General features: G+C 44.3%; 16 protein-coding genes and 1 pseudogene. 12 read left to right on the top strand and 5 right to left on the bottom strand.

What is annotated here, in order from left to right; genetic code table 11:
* Window positions 1–495: 495 nt before the first annotated feature.
* Entirely contained in the window at window positions 496–1005 is a 510-nt protein-coding gene (gene apcB / locus F6K38_RS10225; RefSeq protein ID WP_008177972.1) for an allophycocyanin subunit beta, read from the top strand.
* Here the strand turns inward: apcB and F6K38_RS10220 are convergent.
* Complete coding sequence (locus F6K38_RS10220) at window positions 986–1231, bottom strand: hypothetical protein (RefSeq protein WP_154659637.1); 246 nt, start codon at window positions 1229–1231, stop codon at window positions 986–988. The two genes, apcB and F6K38_RS10220, sit on opposite strands and share 20 nt — an antisense overlap.
* 141 nt (window positions 1232–1372) lie before the next feature.
* On the opposite strand from F6K38_RS10220, the gene F6K38_RS10215 reads away from it, so the two are divergent.
* The 3 genes from F6K38_RS10215 to F6K38_RS10205 all read left to right on the top strand — a co-directional run bounded on the left by F6K38_RS10215 (window position 1373) and on the right by F6K38_RS10205 (window position 3055).
* Window positions 1373–2056: an SOS response-associated peptidase gene (locus tag F6K38_RS10215; RefSeq protein WP_287356571.1), complete on the top strand. Its 684-nt coding sequence runs from the start codon at window positions 1373–1375 to the stop codon at window positions 2054–2056.
* A 33-nt stretch (window positions 2057–2089) separates the two neighbouring features.
* Window positions 2090–2665 carry a Uma2 family endonuclease gene (locus F6K38_RS10210; RefSeq protein ID WP_287251409.1) on the top strand — a complete coding sequence of 192 codons (576 nt, stop codon included), beginning with the start codon at window positions 2090–2092 and terminating at the stop codon, window positions 2663–2665.
* A gap of 87 nt (window positions 2666–2752) precedes the next feature.
* Window positions 2753–3055, top strand: coding sequence for a hypothetical protein (locus tag F6K38_RS10205; protein WP_287251408.1), 303 nt, complete (start codon window positions 2753–2755; stop codon window positions 3053–3055).
* On the opposite strand, the gene F6K38_RS10200 is transcribed toward F6K38_RS10205, so the two are convergent.
* Both F6K38_RS10200 and F6K38_RS10195 read right to left on the bottom strand, forming a co-directional pair.
* Window positions 3033–3467: a helix-turn-helix domain-containing protein gene (locus tag F6K38_RS10200; protein WP_008177982.1), complete on the bottom strand. Its 435-nt coding sequence runs from the start codon at window positions 3465–3467 to the stop codon at window positions 3033–3035. The two genes, F6K38_RS10205 and F6K38_RS10200, sit on opposite strands and share 23 nt — an antisense overlap.
* Before the next feature lie 392 nt (window positions 3468–3859).
* Window positions 3860–5596, bottom strand: coding sequence for a glycosyltransferase family 39 protein (locus F6K38_RS10195; protein ID WP_008177986.1), 1737 nt, complete (start codon window positions 5594–5596; stop codon window positions 3860–3862).
* A 186-nt stretch (window positions 5597–5782) separates the two neighbouring features.
* Between F6K38_RS10195 and F6K38_RS10190 the strand changes: the two genes are divergently transcribed.
* From F6K38_RS10190 to F6K38_RS10165, 6 genes and pseudogenes are all read left to right on the top strand, one after another.
* Entirely contained in the window at window positions 5783–6730 is a 948-nt protein-coding gene (locus tag F6K38_RS10190; RefSeq protein ID WP_287356569.1) for a class I SAM-dependent methyltransferase, read from the top strand.
* Window positions 6731–7470: 740 nt separating this feature from the next.
* Window positions 7471–7602, top strand: coding sequence for a hypothetical protein (locus F6K38_RS10185; RefSeq protein ID WP_008177993.1), 132 nt, complete (start codon window positions 7471–7473; stop codon window positions 7600–7602).
* A gap of 875 nt (window positions 7603–8477) precedes the next feature.
* Complete coding sequence (locus F6K38_RS10180) at window positions 8478–9359, top strand: hypothetical protein (RefSeq protein ID WP_008177995.1); 882 nt, start codon at window positions 8478–8480, stop codon at window positions 9357–9359.
* Between the two features lie 791 nt (window positions 9360–10150).
* Window positions 10151–10552, top strand: a complete 402-nt coding sequence (locus tag F6K38_RS10175) for a hypothetical protein (protein ID WP_287252904.1) — start codon at window positions 10151–10153, stop codon at window positions 10550–10552.
* Window positions 10553–10886: 334 nt separating this feature from the next.
* Window positions 10887–11355 (top strand): annotated as a pseudogene (locus F6K38_RS10170) (XisH family protein).
* On the top strand, window positions 11343–11672 hold the full coding sequence (locus F6K38_RS10165; RefSeq protein WP_287252902.1) for a XisI protein: 330 nt from the start codon (window positions 11343–11345) through the stop codon (window positions 11670–11672). Before F6K38_RS10170 ends, F6K38_RS10165 begins: the two are co-directional and overlap by 13 nt.
* A gap of 166 nt (window positions 11673–11838) precedes the next feature.
* Here the strand turns inward: F6K38_RS10165 and F6K38_RS10160 are convergent, their stop codons facing one another.
* Both F6K38_RS10160 and F6K38_RS10155 read right to left on the bottom strand, forming a co-directional pair.
* Entirely contained in the window at window positions 11839–12423 is a 585-nt protein-coding gene (locus F6K38_RS10160) for a Uma2 family endonuclease (RefSeq protein WP_287356567.1), read from the bottom strand.
* A gap of 72 nt (window positions 12424–12495) precedes the next feature.
* Window positions 12496–13689 (bottom strand): ArsB/NhaD family transporter, encoded by a 1194-nt coding sequence (locus tag F6K38_RS10155; RefSeq protein WP_287298344.1) that lies wholly within the window; start codon window positions 13687–13689, stop codon window positions 12496–12498.
* Between the two features lie 99 nt (window positions 13690–13788).
* Here F6K38_RS10155 and F6K38_RS10150 point away from each other — a divergent pair, with 99 nt between their 5' ends.
* Together F6K38_RS10150 and F6K38_RS10145 are read left to right on the top strand one after the other, a co-directional pair.
* Complete coding sequence (locus tag F6K38_RS10150; RefSeq protein ID WP_267871963.1) at window positions 13789–13920, top strand: hypothetical protein; 132 nt, start codon at window positions 13789–13791, stop codon at window positions 13918–13920.
* A gap of 220 nt (window positions 13921–14140) precedes the next feature.
* A partial coding sequence (locus tag F6K38_RS10145) for a plasmid replication protein, CyRepA1 family (protein ID WP_287356577.1) occupies window positions 14141–16462 on the top strand: 2322 nt, incomplete at its 3' end.

Genomic DNA, 16462 nt, shown 5'->3' with positions numbered 1-16462 from the left:
AGACTAAGTCAGGTTCGCACAAAGGCTCGCACAAAGGCTCAACAGAAGGTCTTTGTCTGGTCACCATGGCACAGAGGCGAAGACTAGGCTCTGGTTAGTGGCAGGTTTTGCCTAAATCCCTCTATATGGCCTCTATATGGGCAATGGGGTTAGTGGGAGCATTTGGTCGGTCGGTTCTAGTTTCCCTGTTTCCCCCCTCTGGAAGTGTCTTGCTCAACTATAAGGTCACATCTATGGTGGGCAACGCCCAATTCTCAAGAAGCATTAAGGATGAAAGCAACAAGCAACAGGGTACAATCTAGTGATGAAAGATATGTATACGCTTAGCTCCAGCCAATTATAGCGTCTGGAATTGAGCACACATTCAACTTGCTGTTTAACTCCTGTGGAGTGCATAGTGTAGCGCTCTGTACCTGTTGAGTGCTCGCCCTATATCTAGGGAAGAGGTCAATAGTAAATCAAAAATATCAAGATTGTTGTTGGGAGAATAATTTAATGAGGGATCTAGTCACAAACTTGATTAGGAATTATGATAGCTCAGGTCGCTACCTAGATCGGGATGCCATCGATTCACTTAAGTCTTACTTTGAAACTGGCACCGCTCGGGTGGCTGTAGCTACTTTAATCAATGGCAATGCTGCTTCTATTGTCAAGCAAGCATCAGCACAACTGTATGAGGAAGTTCCTGAACTGTTGCGTCCAGGTGGCAATTCTTATACAACTCGTCGTTATGCTGCTTGTTTACGAGATCTGGATTATTACCTGCGCTATGCTAGTTATGCCCTAGTTGCTGGTGATACCAATGTCCTGGATGAGCGGGTTCTACAAGGGTTGCGGGAAACCTATAACTCCCTAGGTGTGCCAATCGCTCCAACCGTGCGTGGGATTGAGATTATGAAAGATATGGTCAAAGCAATGGCAACAGAAGCTGGTATTGGGAATATCGGATTTGTTGATCAGCCCTTTGACCACATGAATCGTGAGTTTAGCGAAACAGATCTTTAAGACATTGATGGTTGGTTGACAGTTGACGGTTGTACGGGTGACTGGAATGGTTGCCCGTACTATAGCGCTGCGCGCAGGGAATCGGGAATCGGGAATCGGGAATCGGGAATCGGGAATCGGGAATCGGGTAATTGCTGATTATATTGCTAATTTTGTCAAGGTCTATTACTTGAACGCTGCTCCAGTAAGGGACGAAACTAGCAAACCTTCCAGAGCCGACCGCCACAAATGATTGAATTGCTGATTGAAATGCGATTGGCCGTAGGCCACGCTACGCGATCGCTTAATAGCAGGCTTGCTGGTTTGTAGCACTCAGGACGGATAACTTGCTTCTAAAATAGTACATAAATACTAAATCACGTCCAGTATGTGTGGTAGATTCACCCTGACAACTATAGGGGTAAGCCTAGCGCGAGCTTTTGATTTAGATGATGTGCCAACCCAGGAGGCTAGTTACAATATTGCCCCTACTCAGCTGGTGGCAACAGTATTAAACCCCTCAACTGAGACTGAGCGACAATGGCAATTGTTACGTTGGGGTTTGATTCCTAGTTGGGCAAAGGATCTAAAAATTGGTGCAAAGCTGATTAATGCTAGAGCAGAAACGGTAGCAGAAAAGCCAGCATTTCGCAGTGCATTCCGTCGTCGGCTTTGCTTGGTTGTAGCGGATGGTTTTTATGAGTGGCGAAGACAGGATGGCAAGAAGCAACCGTTGTATTTCCATATGAAAGATAAGCGTCCGTTTGCTTTTGCAGGACTTTGGGAACTTTGGAAAAATCCAACGGGTGAGATAATTGCTTCTTGTACAATTATAACCACAGTAGCTAATGACATTATCAGTCCGCTCCATGATCGAATGCCAGTCATATTAGAACCTAGGGATTATGATTTATGGCTGCATCATCAGGTAAGTCAACGGGAGCTATTGCAGCCACTACTGATTCCCTATGATGCCCAGAAGATGAGTGTTTATCCCGTTAGCACTACTGTGAATAATGTCAGAAATAATAGTCCTGAGTGTATCATCCCTGTGGAACTTGATAATAATTAAAATAGTCCCTACAATTCTACATTTTAAATCACCATGACTGCTTTTACAGTAAGTTTCAAATCTATTATTGAACTGACTGATGACCAATTTTATAAGTTATGTCGAAATAACCCGGAAATAAAATTTGAGCGCAATGCCAAGGGAGAAGTGATTATCATGTCACCTACTGGTGGAGAAACTGGTAACCATAATGCTGAAATCATCATCGATTTAGGTATTTGGAATCGAAAAGCTAAATTAGGGGTTTGTTTTGACTCTTCGACGTGCTTTAAACTCCCTAATGGTGCTGACCGTTCTCCGGATGTAGCGTGGATTAAACAACAACGCTGGGATGCACTTAAACCAGAGCAACGCCAGAAGTTTCCACCGATTTGCCCGGATTTTGTGCTAGAATTAATGTCTCCAACTGATCGGTTAACGGTGACTCAAGCCAAGATGGAGGAATATCTAAAAAATGGGGTAAGTCTGGGCTGGTTAATTAATCCTCAAGCACGGCAAGTGGAAATTTATCGACCAGGTCAAGTTGTGGAGGTGTTGGAGTCTCCTAAAACTTTATCAGGGGAGGAGGTTTTGCCTGGGTTTGTCCTGGATTTACACTATCTTTGGTAAATATAAAATTTTACTTTCGTCACTCATCACCTGCCGCTGGAATAATAATTTTTTAAACATTCAACACTAGTTTTCTAGAGGTCTGCTATGGGTCGTGCGTCAAAACTAAAACAACAACGTCGCCAAGAATCTCACGACGGTACTAACAGCACTTCATCCCGACCTAGGTACGTATTATTTGAATCCAATAGCTCTAATTACCTAGCTTCATTAGAGTTATTAGGTGGGATGGAACGGTTAAATTGGTGTCCTCATGCAGGGGGAGCACTCAAATTTGATTCCTTCAGTCAAGCCCAAGCCAAAGCTAAGCGGATTGCTAAGCAAAGAGGATACAGCCTAGAAGTGGTTGAGCTTAATTTTGAACATGTTAATACTGACCAAAAACCTTAGTTACAACCTCCACATTAGGCTCAACCTCTATCCAAAGGGTGGCACCACTATTCTTGGGAGATTCTGGTCTATAGACTAACCGGGATGGCCCGCTGATTTCTACATAATGACAGTTGATATCGCGATTACCCCGTTTAACTGTAATCACTGGGTCTGTTGTATGGTTTTGTTGATTCTTTTGAAGTACTTCCTCGTTGAGGTAGATGTGAGTCAGGGATTTGCTGGGCTGTTTTCTCCAGGAGCCTTGTGGTCCTCGGCTACCGGGAACTATCTTGGGCATACCGTTATATAGCGGAATCCGCCAAAAGCGACCAACTTTTTCGGCTCCTTGAATTCTGCCCTCTTTCAGGAGTTGGCGAACTCGTTGAGGACAAATACCTAGAAGATAGGCGGCTTGGGTGGTATCTATCATGATCGGGCAACTTACTCTAGCGCTATTAATTTATTCGGAAATATACCATACAATTACAGCAATTGCCAAGTTTTATAGGGAACAGGGAATCGGGAATCGGGAATCGGGAATCGGGAATCGGGAACAGGGAACAGCGGATCTGGGCACAGCGGATCTGGGCACAGGGAAGAGAGACTATTAAGTATTAAGTATTAAGGATTAAGTATTAAGGATTAGGAATTAAGCCAGAAGTCTTGAATCGATTAATAAACGTTTAGCAAAATGGCTGATTTATCTGCAGGAAGTACGATAAAAATCAGCAAAAATATCTTTAACTATACCAAATTATCGAAAACTATTTATTCCCTCTCCCCCCACACTCCGAACACTCCACCCTCTCCCGACACTCTTCCCTATTTCCTGCCCTCAGCCCCATGCTTCTCACAAGAATACCGTCGAAATCGATAACCAGGGACTTTAGATATAGATTGTTTATCCTTAATACAACCTTGGGCTTTTAACTCAACAGAGGCAGAAAAATTGACTACCCACAATTCTAAAGGTTTGGGCAGTTGAGCCACAGTTTTTTGCAGGGTTTCTGTAGCTACCCTTGGCTCGGTGTCTTTATGTGCCAAAAGAAACTGGGGTGAATTAATGGCAGTATCAACTACTTTGCGACGGTTCAATTCCCAAGCTAACCCCATCATTTCTCCTGTTTGTTCATGGCTTTTGTGAACTGTAGCAATCAGGACTGGCAGGGATTGAGACTGGAAATCACTAATCTCTAAGATTTTAGCGATCGCAAGATCTGGTCGATCGGCTTTTTGGTAACTCACATGGGATGCCACTATCACTCCACCTACCAATCCCATCAACAGGATTAGTGCTACCCATTGCTGATCTTTCCCTTGGGCAGCTCTCCAACAACTGGCAAAGCTTGCTGCTAGTAACATAATTACGATGGGGAAGTAGACAAACTGGTAACGAGCGGCTAAGGTCAAATCAATGCCAAGACCGTAAGTGATTAATAAGAATAATGCGATCGCTCCCAGGACGAAACCGCCCAAAACCTGAGTCATGACCTTAGTCTGGGAGTGTAACCTCTGAATTCTGATTCCTCGACGCAACAGTTGCCCTATCAAGAGCACTAATATTACTGTTACTAGTCCAGAGGCGACCATAATCGGTAGGGATTGCCCTTCTACTGGCAGCATCACTACCATAGTGATCAGCCAAGACAAGAGTCTAGCTACCGGTTCGAGCAAATTGCTGAGGGTTGTGTCTTGGTGAACCCACTCTGTCAAACGATTACTGGAGGGGCGTGGCAAAATTGGCAGCCAAACTAAGACTCCCATTAATGTCCCGAGGGCCACCGCGTAAATTCGCCACCAGTACTTCCAAGAAAATACTGAACCCCCTGACCCAATCCGCAACCCAAGCATTACCAGTCCTACAGCTGCGATCACCAGGACGAAAAAGTAATGGACAGCTATGCCCAAGCTATTGACAATAACCCAGATTAATGCTATGTAAATCGGGAAGGGCGTCTGCCGTTGAAGCGATCGCGTAGCGTACACCAAACAACTGACTGAAGCGATAACCAATAGAATCCCTAGAGTGTAGTGTCGAGCTTCTTGAGCCAGATAAATGCCATAGGGTGAAACAGCCATCAGTGCTGCTGCGAAGTGACCCACCAGGCAAGAACGAAACCCTAACCAACCTAACCCAAACATGGCTGGAATTGAAATCACTCCCAGTAGCACACTCAAGGATCGCGCTACCCACAGGGATACCAATTCCCCATGGCCTGGAAACAGCTTCAGCCACAGATGGGTTAGGACGAAGTACAGTGGTGGGTGATTACTCTCCGTGATTAGGTTATTAATAACGGAATTGATGCTAGCACTAGAGTTCGGTTTGAGGGGAGCTAACAGGGTATCTGACGTAATCACCTGATCCAGCGGTACGCTCCGAAAACTATTGCCCAGGCTAAACACTAGGGTGGCAAATTCATCTGACCAGGGGGGTTTTCCGGCCAGATAGGTAAACCGTAAACCTGCTGCGATCGCTATCCACACCAGCAGTAATAGAACTATGACCCAACTACTCCAGCTTTTGTCCACTTGGGATTTTGGGTTGTTAAGAATCATTAGTCATTAATTCTCTTTGTAGCTAGGAATCAAGGTAACGTTTTCCCAAACTACTTTATTATCGTTGATGCCACTGTTTAGTTACTTTAACTGAAATCGGTGCTGGGGCAGAGGAATAATACCGCGCAATTAGACCGCTATGAAATAATTAGATGAGCTAATCATTGCCATGATTTTTTAATACTGATGAAAGACAAGCTGAAACCAGACTGGGCGGGGGATGACTTACTCTCCCGGTTCGTTAATCTGTTGATCGACACCAAGCCGATCTACAAGGTGATGCAACACCAGGCCAGGCAGGTGTTAATTAAAACCGCAGAAAAAAATGGGATTGAGTGGCGGAAAAACTACCAGGAGTTAGAAAAATCAGGAGCGAAGACCTTACTATCGGATATTACTAACCCTAGCCTGGTCTACCCAGACTACTACAAAGTCCCTTTCCATGCTTATGACCAGGGAAACCTATGCTGGGAAGCTGCCTTTGAAGCTGCCAGTGCTACCCAGGCTATGGGGTTGAGGGTTTGGCCCAAAGAAAAACTTACTTGGCTTTCGGCACAAGAACGATTACGAAGTAGTTTTCATAAAGTACTAGGAGAGTACAGTCCCGAGATAGTCACAGATGTCCTAGACATTGGCTGCTCAGTAGGAATATCTACCTTAGCGCTACACCGCTACTACTCCAGGATTAAAAAGGGCAAAATCCGCACCGTTGGGTTAGACTTATCCCCTTATATGCTGGCTGTGGCCAAGACCATGGATGAGACAGCAGAAATATCAGAATGGATCCATGCCAAAGGAGAGGACACCGGTTTACCGGACAATTCCTTTGATGTGGTCACCTTACAGTTGGTGCTTCATGAACTACCGCACCAAGCAACAGAGGAAATTTTTTCCGAAGCGCTGCGGATTCTACGACCTGGTGGCTGCCTTGGTGTTTTAGACCAGAATCCTGCCTCCCCAGTCATCCAGAATCTGCCCCCTGCACTGTTTATTTTGATGAAAAGCACAGAACCTTGGATGGATGACTACTATAGCTTTAATGTAGAAGGGGCCATGATTAATGTTGGTTTTGACTATCAGACCACGGTAGCCAGCGATCCTCGTCACCGGACTATTATTGCTACAAAACCGTAAGCTATAGCAGTCGCCAGGGCAGTTAGGACATGACAAAAGTCTCACACCCTTTGTAAGCGCAAGAGTTTGACTTCTGACTTCTGACTTCTGACTTCTGCTATATCAGCTATCAGCTATCAGCTATCAGCTATCAGCTATCAGCTATTTCGCGTAGGGCATATGCTTACACAAAACCTGCTTGAGGTGAGTGGGTGAAGTGTGGGGAGTTTGGGAAGTCAAATCAGCAACTCTTGTCCACTGTTACCTGATCTCTGTTCCCAAATCCGCTGATCCCTGTTCCCGACTTCTGAAAGAAATCTAAAGGTTGTAGCAATTCCTCTTGATGCAGTGGCTAATCTAGCGTTTTTTATCCTAATGAGGTACACATAATTTTTTACCTCTTCCCTCTTATGACTTTACTGCTTCCTGCTTCCTGGTCCCTGGTCCCTGGTCCCTGGTCCCTGGTCCCTGGTCCCTGGTCCCTGGTCCCTAAAACTTGTACCTTACTAGCTTGAAAACCGCTAGAGTAATAATTACGAGTCAATCCCAAATGAACTAGTTTGGGATTGACTCGCTGTTTGCAGCTTCCTGTGCCGTTCAAAGGTGCTGTAAAAACAACCCAGTTAGGTTATATAAGTAAGGATATGAAAAAATCAGTATAATTTTTATAAATTTATCATGAAGACTACCCAAATTTTTTGAAAGCTTTTTTGAACTAAATGTGAAGATTTGGTTAATTGTGAAAAAAAAGTAAAAATTTGGTGAATCAAGTCCAGGTGGTTGTCGAGTTTCCTAGTCTTGCCCAACCTGAGTTCGACATCACCAACTTTATCCAGGAGTCAGGAGCTTCGATTCAGGATTCAGGAGCCATAATAACTGAATTTTATAGTTAATTTGGAATTAATCAGAGTTTAATGGGCAATTAACCTATGTATTCTCCCAATAACTTCTGAATTATTCTCCTGAATTCTTAATTATGTCTCCTATATCCTCAAAAAACCAGCCAATTTCTTACATAAAACTGAGGTTGTCCAAGACCGATTGCCCAAGACCGATTGCCCAAGACCGATTGCCCATGCTGGGATTTTGGCATCAACAGGCTCGGGGTAGACTCATAATCTAATCCCTTTACCCTTTCCCCTTTGCCCTGATAACTGCGGCGAAGTCTAATCAGCGCCCAAAGCCGCTTAGGCCAAAGCAGGGGCAGAATTTAGGGCAGCACTATGGTATTGATTGGACTAATAGCAGTCAAACCGAATTGGACTAATAGCCATCGGAGGAGGATATCCTGATCTGGTCAGCCTTGGGGTTTATCACCTTTCTCGTCAGAGAGATAACATAAAAGGAGTTCTTGCCAGCAGCACCTACACTAGGAGGTGGGACCCTAGGGCGATTTACTCGCCCTAGGAGGCGCGCACCTATGGAAATTTATAGCCACCATCTACGAGGTCTTCTGGTTATGATCACAGATCTGTCCCAATTGGGATCAGGACTGAAACAGGTTGTTAGGACTAATCAGGGGGATGTTGATAGAAGGGATTACTGGCTATCAGCAGGTGCGCTTGACCTTGGCGAATTAAATTCGCCAAGGTCAAGCGCACCTATAGAAAGTATGGGGTTGGTGACACTCGATGGCAATCAGGCGAAGCCAAGCTGTCAGTTGTATCGTCTCTATTTTCGTCTTGCAGTTGGCAGGGAAGGTATTCGAACCATTTCCTAGATTTCTTTAGATGTCTTTTGTTAAGAACAAACACAATCACTATTAATTATGTCAGAAATTCTAACACTAATCAAAAAACCAGAGATTCCCAGGAAATTAGTAAAACCATCTCAACCAATTGAACTAATTCAGCCATCAGAACCAAAGTTTATGGCTGTTGGGGTTGTAACTGGTGAGGTAGATTTGTCTGAGAAAATTCCTACCATTACCATTCAGGGTAAGGCTTACCCACTCTTTTTTCTGCTTAAGCACAACCGGAAAAGGTATGTGCTGGATATTCTCAAGGGGCACATAGAGGCCGGAAACCGAGAGCATCGCCTCGTGGTATATCCTAAGCCGATCCACTTCCCAGACAGGAACAAATTCCAGGATATCCGGTTTGAGGTAATTGGGATTTTACAGGAAGACAGACCCCATGCTTGGGCTGAAGCGATTGGCAATGGGTATTTCATCTTGGCTGGATTGTGGCAGTTCATCCCTGTTTGTAAAGTTCCCTGTGTGTCAGTCTTTAGGAACCACAGTGAACAATTAGTGAACTATCTCAAAAGCCACCAGGCTACAGAAAGAACTCGGGTACTCAAAGCTGGTCACTGTCCATTATTCTGGCGGGACTCCTCGGTCAAACCATTCCGATTCAATCCTAAGCTCAAGGAGCAGGGCAAGCCAAAATTCATCCAGGTCAAAGCCCGATTCCTTCCCCACAAAAATGCCTTCGCGTTTGTGGAAGAATTGGCACCCCCAATGGATCAGCCTCCACGGTTCTGCAAAGTTCGGAAAGAAGATAAGCAGGAAGCCTTGGCGGAAGCTAAGAAAAGAGCTGCTGAAATGGCTGAAAAAAGAGCTGCTGAAAGTTCTGAAAGTCCTGAAAAAACAGCTGCTGAAAGTCCTAAAAAAAGACCTGCTGAAGGTCCTGAACGTCCTGAAAGTTGAGTACTTCTATTCACAATACCAACTGTGATCAGTACCAACCCAACGCCCAGTCGAGCCGTTGAGACTTGACTGCTGAGGCGTTTGGTGCTGGCAAGGCTGGTAGGGTGATAGTTAAGACTTAAGCACAAGTCAGGTAAGCCAGCGCTGTCGGATAACTTGGTTGACTGACTATATATTTTCCATAGCTTAACTATAGCGCTAGTATAAACCACGAGTAACTATAGCGGTTTTCAATTAGGTGAGGTACATTTTTATAGGGAGCAGGCAGCAGGGAACAGGGAACAGTGATAGGAATTATTTGACCAACGACTTTACTTAATATAGCCAATCATTGATAATAATAAGTTATAATTAAGGGTTAACCTATTTTATTAAGGTTTAGGGTATTGCTTTGACAAGGATGCGATCGCAACTGCCCCCGTTGGTACTTTTCTGTCAAAAAGCGAAGCATCCGCAGTTTCTGTACTTAATTTTGGTACTTAAGAGTAATTATCTCTGATTATCTTCTATTTTCTTGACAATGAAATATCCCTGCTCTTAGAATCGCGAATGGCGCAGGAGTTCTTGAACCGAACTCCAATCTTTTCCAAAGTCCGATGGGGCAGGAAACCTGACTATTCCTGAATTCCCCGGAACCAGAAGCCACAAGGAGACCCTATGGTTCAGTCTTTCGAGTGCTCAATCCAAATTGACCCGGCCTTAAGGGGATGGCAGACTTGAGGGTCTCCATCATCTCGACCGTCCTGTCCCTTTAACATCAGGCCAAAATTCGTAAAATCATTAATTCAAACATGCTAAAGACAACATTCAACCGCTTCAAGCCAGCTGCTCTTCCCTTGAAGAAAGCACTCTCAAGACTGGCACTTGGTCTAGGGACCCTGCTCTTTGCCGCAGTGGCAGTATTCTGTGTCACAGCTCCTACGGCTTTAGCAGCAACGATAGAACCATTGCATGGAATACAAGTTACTGAAAATACAGTCATGATCGTAGTGACGAGCACGGGCTGCACGAATAAAGAGGACTTCACAACCATATTGGAAAAATCCCAGCCTCCAACTGCCACCTTCATCCGCCTGAAACCGGATCCTTGTAAAACTGCTTCCCATGCCTACCGGATTTCCTTCTCCCCGGAGGAAGTGGGTGCGACAGAATTTAAAGTGGCCAATCTGTTTGAACCCATGCCCAGATTTTAGCGGCGGAAGTTCTTAAAACAGGACTCTAAGTCGAAAAAAATGTCACAAACTGCCTGGTGAGATCGTTTTAGTTATAGAGCGACATAGCTAACGTTGGGGTAGGCGAGTTTTAGCAACAGTAGTTAAACAAGGTTTAACTCTTACCCTATGGCCTCAATTTAATTATTCCATAGGTGCGCTTGACCCATTAAGAATTAAATTCGCCACGGGTCGCACCTGCTGAAATTCCTCCCGATGCTCACGTTACGGTAGAGCGCGGGAGGAATTTTTTATATTGATCTCAGTTATAATAAACCTTAAAAAGCCTAAGTCATTTCTAATTGCCCATCTGTCTATGCCAGCCAAGGATATTTTTCACAACACCGTTCGGTTAGCCCTAGAAAAAGATGGCTGGCTGATAACTAAAGATCCTCTATACATCAAAGTTGGCGGATCGGAAATGTATATAGACTTAGCAGCCGAACAATTAATTGCAGCCCAGAAAGATAATCAAAGCATAGCGGTAGAAATCAAAAGTTTTTTACAAGAATCAGAAATGGCAGAGTTTCACGTCGCCCTTGGTCAATGTCTTGATGCAGTCGCTCATGGGGGAAACCCCCAAGACCGCGCTGCATCGCTTCCTAAACTATCGATTAGCATTAAAGCAAACATTACCTAATTTTATTTTATACTTAGCCGTTCCTACCGATACTTACAATACATTTTTTCGTCGCCCCTTTATTCAGGATGCTCTTGAAGAGTATCAGCTAAAATTGCTAATTTTTGAACCTAAGAAAGAGGAGATTTCATCATGGAAACCTTGAACTATAATGAATTAGTCCAAAAAATCTTGAAAGCCCACGCTATCAACCTTAACGATGATCAGACAGAAGTTCAAATGATATTTGATAGTGAGCGCAATCATTATTTAGTGATGGTAGTGGGCTGGTATGACCAACGACGGGAATACGGAAGCTTAATTCATATTGATATCAAAGATAATAAAATTTGGATTCAGAGTGATGGCACTGAAGTGGGAGTAGCTAACGAATTAGTTGAAGCAGGAGTTCCCCAACAGCATATAGTTTTAGGGTTTAAGTCTCCCTTCAAAAGACAATTTACTGCATATGCTCACCTGTAGCATTTTACAGAAAAGTTTAGTAGGGTGGGCAAAAAGTAATAGAGTTTTTCCATTAAGCTTATCGGCGATAATTTTTTGCCCACCCTACCATTATAGGCAAAAAGTAATAGAGTTTTTTCATTAAGCTTATCGGCGATAATTTTTTGCCCACCCTACCATTATCGATTCAATCCAATAGCCAACTAAACAAATCTCCCACAGTAATGCTTAACTCCCTAGCAAAGGATGGCACAGGAAGTTGCTCGGATGATTGATCAAACACTTCCATCTGCTGTTTTGGACGATAAACGAAAACCGTTTGCTCCTCTGGATCAATCAACCAGCCCATTGCCGTCCCATACGTTAAAAAATGGAGAATATTCTTTGTCACCTTAGTTTGACTTTGGTCAGGTGAAAGAATCTCAATTGTCCAATCAGGCGCTGCCTGGAAAACATTGGCAATTTCGCCATTGTCATCACGAGGAATTCTCTGGGAAACAAACACAGATACATCGGGAACGGTTGAGCGTCCACCAAAAGTACACCGAAGTTCTGGAAAAGCACGAGCAATTCGTTCTTGCTTCACCACTAGATTAATAGCAGTAACCAATTCCCCTTGAATTGTGCTGTGTTTTCCCTGTGGCATTGGTTTCTGAACAATTTGTCCATCAATATACTCACTAGCAGGTTTGGTTTCTGGTAGTTTTATAAACGCTTCCAATGACACTAATTTTGATTTTTGATTTGGAGAGTTTTGAGTAATCATTGTCATTGGTCACAAACCCCATTGAATTACTATTTATAGTCTATAGCATTTTTAGTTAAGATGTGAACATAAATATAATCAAGCAATCAGCCAGGGTAACCAAATTGCTAAACTAAGCAAGCTGATAAACAAAACTGGCATGGTAAGAATAAAACTTAAGCGAATATAATAAACCCAACTGATTTGGAGTCCTCTAAAAGCCAATACATTCAACCAAAGTAGAGTTGATAGACTCCCTAACGGAGTAATTTTTGCTCCTAAGTTGCACCCAATTAAATTACCGTATATCATCACTTCTTTTACAGCTGGATCAATATCCGTAATGTTTTCAATTGCCTTAGCATTCAGCAGTACTGTTGGTAAATTATTGAGTACACTAGCAAGAAATGTGGCTAAGAAACCACTACCACTAGCTGCTAAGGTGAGTCCCCAATTAGAAAGGATTTCCAACCGCTGGCTCAACAGAGCAGTTATGCCCAGATTGTCCAAACCGATGCTGAATAGAAACAGGACTAAGATAAGTAAAATAATTCGCCATGGCAGTTGACCTGCTAGCGGTAAGATATAACTAAGTCTACTAGCCCGACCGTTAAAGGAACGTGCTGCTAATGCCACCATCACTAAAGCGGCCATAGCAGCAATCCAGGCAATGGGGAAATTTAGCACTTTTGCCAACAAGTAGCCAATTAGGAGTAGTCCTAAAATAGGAAAACTCAATTTAAAGATTAAGGAATCTCGAATCGCACGATTAGGTGGTGGTAGACGGGCAAGGTTATAGGTCAGGGGGATTTGGGGTTCAAAATAGAACCAAAGAATGATGATACTAGTGGCTATTGTGGCAACGGTTACCGGCAACATCACCATCACATAGCGCAACCAGGAAATCTGTAAATAGTCAACATAAATCAGATTGACTGGATTACTCATCGGCAGTAGCAAGCTAGCGGCATCGGTAATAAAACCACTAGTAAACACAAATGCCAGAGTAGCTTTGGCACTAAAGCCAAGCAGCAGCAAAATTTCCATGACAGCAGCTGTCCAGACTATGGTCGTGGCGAGGTTAGTAAACACATTGCTCAATAACATCCCCACTAGGATCACTAAGGAGAAAAGCAAATGGCCACGACCACATCCCCAATTAGCTATGTGAAGCGCTAACCACCGAAACCAACCTGCTTGACCTAAACTTAGGGCAAGAATAATTAGAGAAATAAGGGTGAAAGTGGCGTTTCCCACTCTCGCCCAGACTATGGGAATATTCTGGAATAGCAAAGGGAATAGGGAGTAGGGAGTAGGGAGCGGTGCGACCCGTGGCGAATTTAATTACGGGTCAAGCGCACCGTAGGGAGTAGCGATGCAGAGGTGCGACCCGTGGCGAATTTAATTCGCCTACGGAAAAAGCACCATTACGGTCTTGGGGGTTCCCCCCATGAGCGACTGCATCAAGACGGGAGTAGGGAACAAAAATTGTCACAATTCCTACACGCATCCCTATATAACTAATAACTAATTACACTAATTACTGGTAATCCGATGCTAGGGATAAGTGATCATTTTATGGTACTATCAACCGTCAACGGTTAACCGTAAACGGTGAACTGTCAAGAAAATATAAACCATTAGGTAAAATGAACTATTAGGTCACAAATAGTGTTATATTACTTAAGTTAAAGATTAAACCACTAGATATAGCGTGACCTCTGCCAGAGTCTTCCCCAAACCCATGAACCATATCCAGGAGTGGACAGCTAGTAGTGTTGATGAACAGCTGACTCGCCTCAATGTAAGGTCTCTCGAAGGCTCTAGCCCATTTGAGTATCTCTTCTATTCCGACTCCCTGCCCAGACGCAATGATGGTCGAGTGCTAAACTCGATTCTGAAACGCTATCAACACCTCGAACAAGGGGGATGGTGGTGTTCTGGTATTGACTTGCTTACTGGTCAGGAGGATATTTGGGGCTGTTTCAAACCCAGCCAACCCCGTCAGAGTGGGGAAACTAGGAAGCTAATAAAATATGAACATCCCCCCAAAACCCCCACAGGCTTGTTTGCTCTGCGAGTACCTTTGCACCTGTGGCAACGGATTGCTGAGCGCAATGATATTACTATTCTCCCCACAGACCTTGACCACAATCAACCGGATCTAGGATTTTGGCAGTGGCTGATCTCTCACCCCTCGATTCCGTTGTGTATTACTGAGGGCGCTAAGAAAGCTGGAGCTTTACTCACTGCTGGTTACGCTGCGATCGCATTACCAGGAATTAATGGTGGGTATCGAATCCGTAGGGATGCCCAGGGAAATCGGATTGGCAAGTCTGACTTGATTCCCCAACTACAGAAACTAGCGACTCCGGAGCGACCGATTTACATAGTCTTTGACCAAGACTCGAAACCGAATACCATCAAAGCTGTCAATGCTGCGATTCGTAGAATGGGATATCTGCTCAATCAAGCAGGTTGCCCTGTTAAGGTGATTACTTGGGATGCCCAGCTAGGCAAAGGGGTAGATGATTTAATTGCTGATCAAGGTCAGAAGACCTTTGAGCAAGTTTACCAACGAGCACTCCCCCTCGATACTTGGAAAGCTAAATCCCTAACCCAGCTCACCTATCGAGCTAACCTTAAGGTAAATTGCCGCTATCTGCAACAACTTCCGATTCCGGATACAGCCCAACTGATTGGGATTAAATCCCCTAAGGGTACTGGAAAAACCCAACTACTGGAAAAAATTGTCTCTCAAGCCCTAGCCCGAAAGCAATGGGTGTTGGTGCTTGGTCATCGGGTGCGATTAGTAGAAGCATTGTGCCAACGCTTTGGCATCAAGTATATCACTGAGGTCAGGGATGACCAGAAGGAAGGGGTGTTAGGTTATGGTTTATGTCTCGACTCCTTGCATGGTAATTCTCAGGCTCGCTTCAATGCCGCTAACTGGTCTGATGGCGTAGTGATTATCGATGAAGTGGAGCAAGTGCTCTGGCATGGATTGAACTCTAGCACCTGTCAGAGTAATCGGGTTGCTATTCTCAAATCTCTGAAAACCCTAATCCAGAATGTCTTGGGGGGGTCTGGTCAAGTTTATATTGCGGATGCGGACTTGAGTGATATATCGATAGATTACTTACTGAGCTTGTCTGGAGTTGACCTTGAACCCTTCATCATTGAGAATGACTGGAAACCGAACATTGACGGGTCCTGGCAAGTTCATAACTATACCGATAGCACACCAAAAAAACTAGTGCGAGAGCTAGAAGCACACATTGCTCAAGGAGGCAAACCCTTTGTGTGTCTTTCCGCTCAAAAACCCAAGAGCCAATGGGGTACTTGCACTCTAGAAGCGTACCTAAAAAAGCAATTTCCCCACCTCCGGATATTGCGCATTGATTCGGAATCCCTTGGTGAAACAAATCATCCAGCCATGGGGTGTATCAATAACCTCAACAATGTTTTACGGGACTATGACATTGTATTAGCTAGTCCTGCTATTGAAACGGGAGTGAGTATTGATCTGCGGGGACACTTTACCTCTGTGTGGTGTATTGCCCAAGGGGTGCAAGGAGAAAATAGTGTCAGACAAACCTTAGGCCGAATCCGAGAAAATCTCCCCCGGTTCATCTGGGTAGCCCCTTATGGCTTTAATCACGTCGGTAATGGCTCCACGTCTCTATCCTCACTACTGGCATCTGGACAGCGTTTGACCCAAATGAATATTCGGTTGCTACAACAATCGGATTTCGATGCTGTGGATGATTTAGATACAGGCTTTCAAGCAGAATCCTTGATGTGCTGGGCGAAAATGGCTGTCCGATTCAATGCCGCCATGGTCAACTATCGGGAATCGGTGCTAGCAGGATTGCGTGCTGAAGGTCATCTGGTGATGGATGTTTCCCCAGTCAGTTCCACTAAAGCTGGGAAAAAGAAGTCTAAGGGTTCACCCCAAGCGGAAGAGTTGGGAGCACAGAATGCTCTGATGGCAGCGATTACTGCAGTTAGAGACCAAAACTATCAGGCTGAGTGTAATGCGATCGCATCTAGTCAAGACTTCAGT

Origin of the sequence: Moorena sp. SIO3B2 (assembly GCF_010692525.1) — a bacterium.
GTDB classification, from domain to species: domain Bacteria; phylum Cyanobacteriota; class Cyanobacteriia; order Cyanobacteriales; family Coleofasciculaceae; genus Moorena; species Moorena producens.
Note: the sequence above shows the minus strand (reverse complement) of the source record. Positions and strands in the feature narration are given on the sequence as shown.

What these genes read in the sequence shown, in the direction of transcription:
- F6K38_RS10210 (WP_287251409.1), top strand. Translation starts at nt 2,090, where the DNA reads ATGACTGCTTTTACAGTAAGTTTCAAATCTATTATTGAACTGACTGAT.
- F6K38_RS10160 (WP_287356567.1), bottom strand. Translation starts at nt 12,423, where the DNA reads ATGACAATGATTACTCAAAACTCTCCAAATCAAAAATCAAAATTAGTG.
- F6K38_RS10175 (WP_287252904.1), top strand. Translation starts at nt 10,151, where the DNA reads ATGCTAAAGACAACATTCAACCGCTTCAAGCCAGCTGCTCTTCCCTTG.
- F6K38_RS10200 (WP_008177982.1), bottom strand. Translation starts at nt 3,467, where the DNA reads ATGATAGATACCACCCAAGCCGCCTATCTTCTAGGTATTTGTCCTCAA.
- F6K38_RS10205 (WP_287251408.1), top strand. Translation starts at nt 2,753, where the DNA reads ATGGGTCGTGCGTCAAAACTAAAACAACAACGTCGCCAAGAATCTCAC.
- apcB (WP_008177972.1), top strand. Translation starts at nt 496, where the DNA reads ATGAGGGATCTAGTCACAAACTTGATTAGGAATTATGATAGCTCAGGT.
- F6K38_RS10165 (WP_287252902.1), top strand. Translation starts at nt 11,343, where the DNA reads ATGGAAACCTTGAACTATAATGAATTAGTCCAAAAAATCTTGAAAGCC.
- F6K38_RS10180 (WP_008177995.1), top strand. Translation starts at nt 8,478, where the DNA reads ATGTCAGAAATTCTAACACTAATCAAAAAACCAGAGATTCCCAGGAAA.
- F6K38_RS10215 (WP_287356571.1), top strand. Translation starts at nt 1,373, where the DNA reads ATGTGTGGTAGATTCACCCTGACAACTATAGGGGTAAGCCTAGCGCGA.
- F6K38_RS10190 (WP_287356569.1), top strand. Translation starts at nt 5,783, where the DNA reads ATGAAAGACAAGCTGAAACCAGACTGGGCGGGGGATGACTTACTCTCC.
- F6K38_RS10195 (WP_008177986.1), bottom strand. Translation starts at nt 5,596, where the DNA reads ATGATTCTTAACAACCCAAAATCCCAAGTGGACAAAAGCTGGAGTAGT.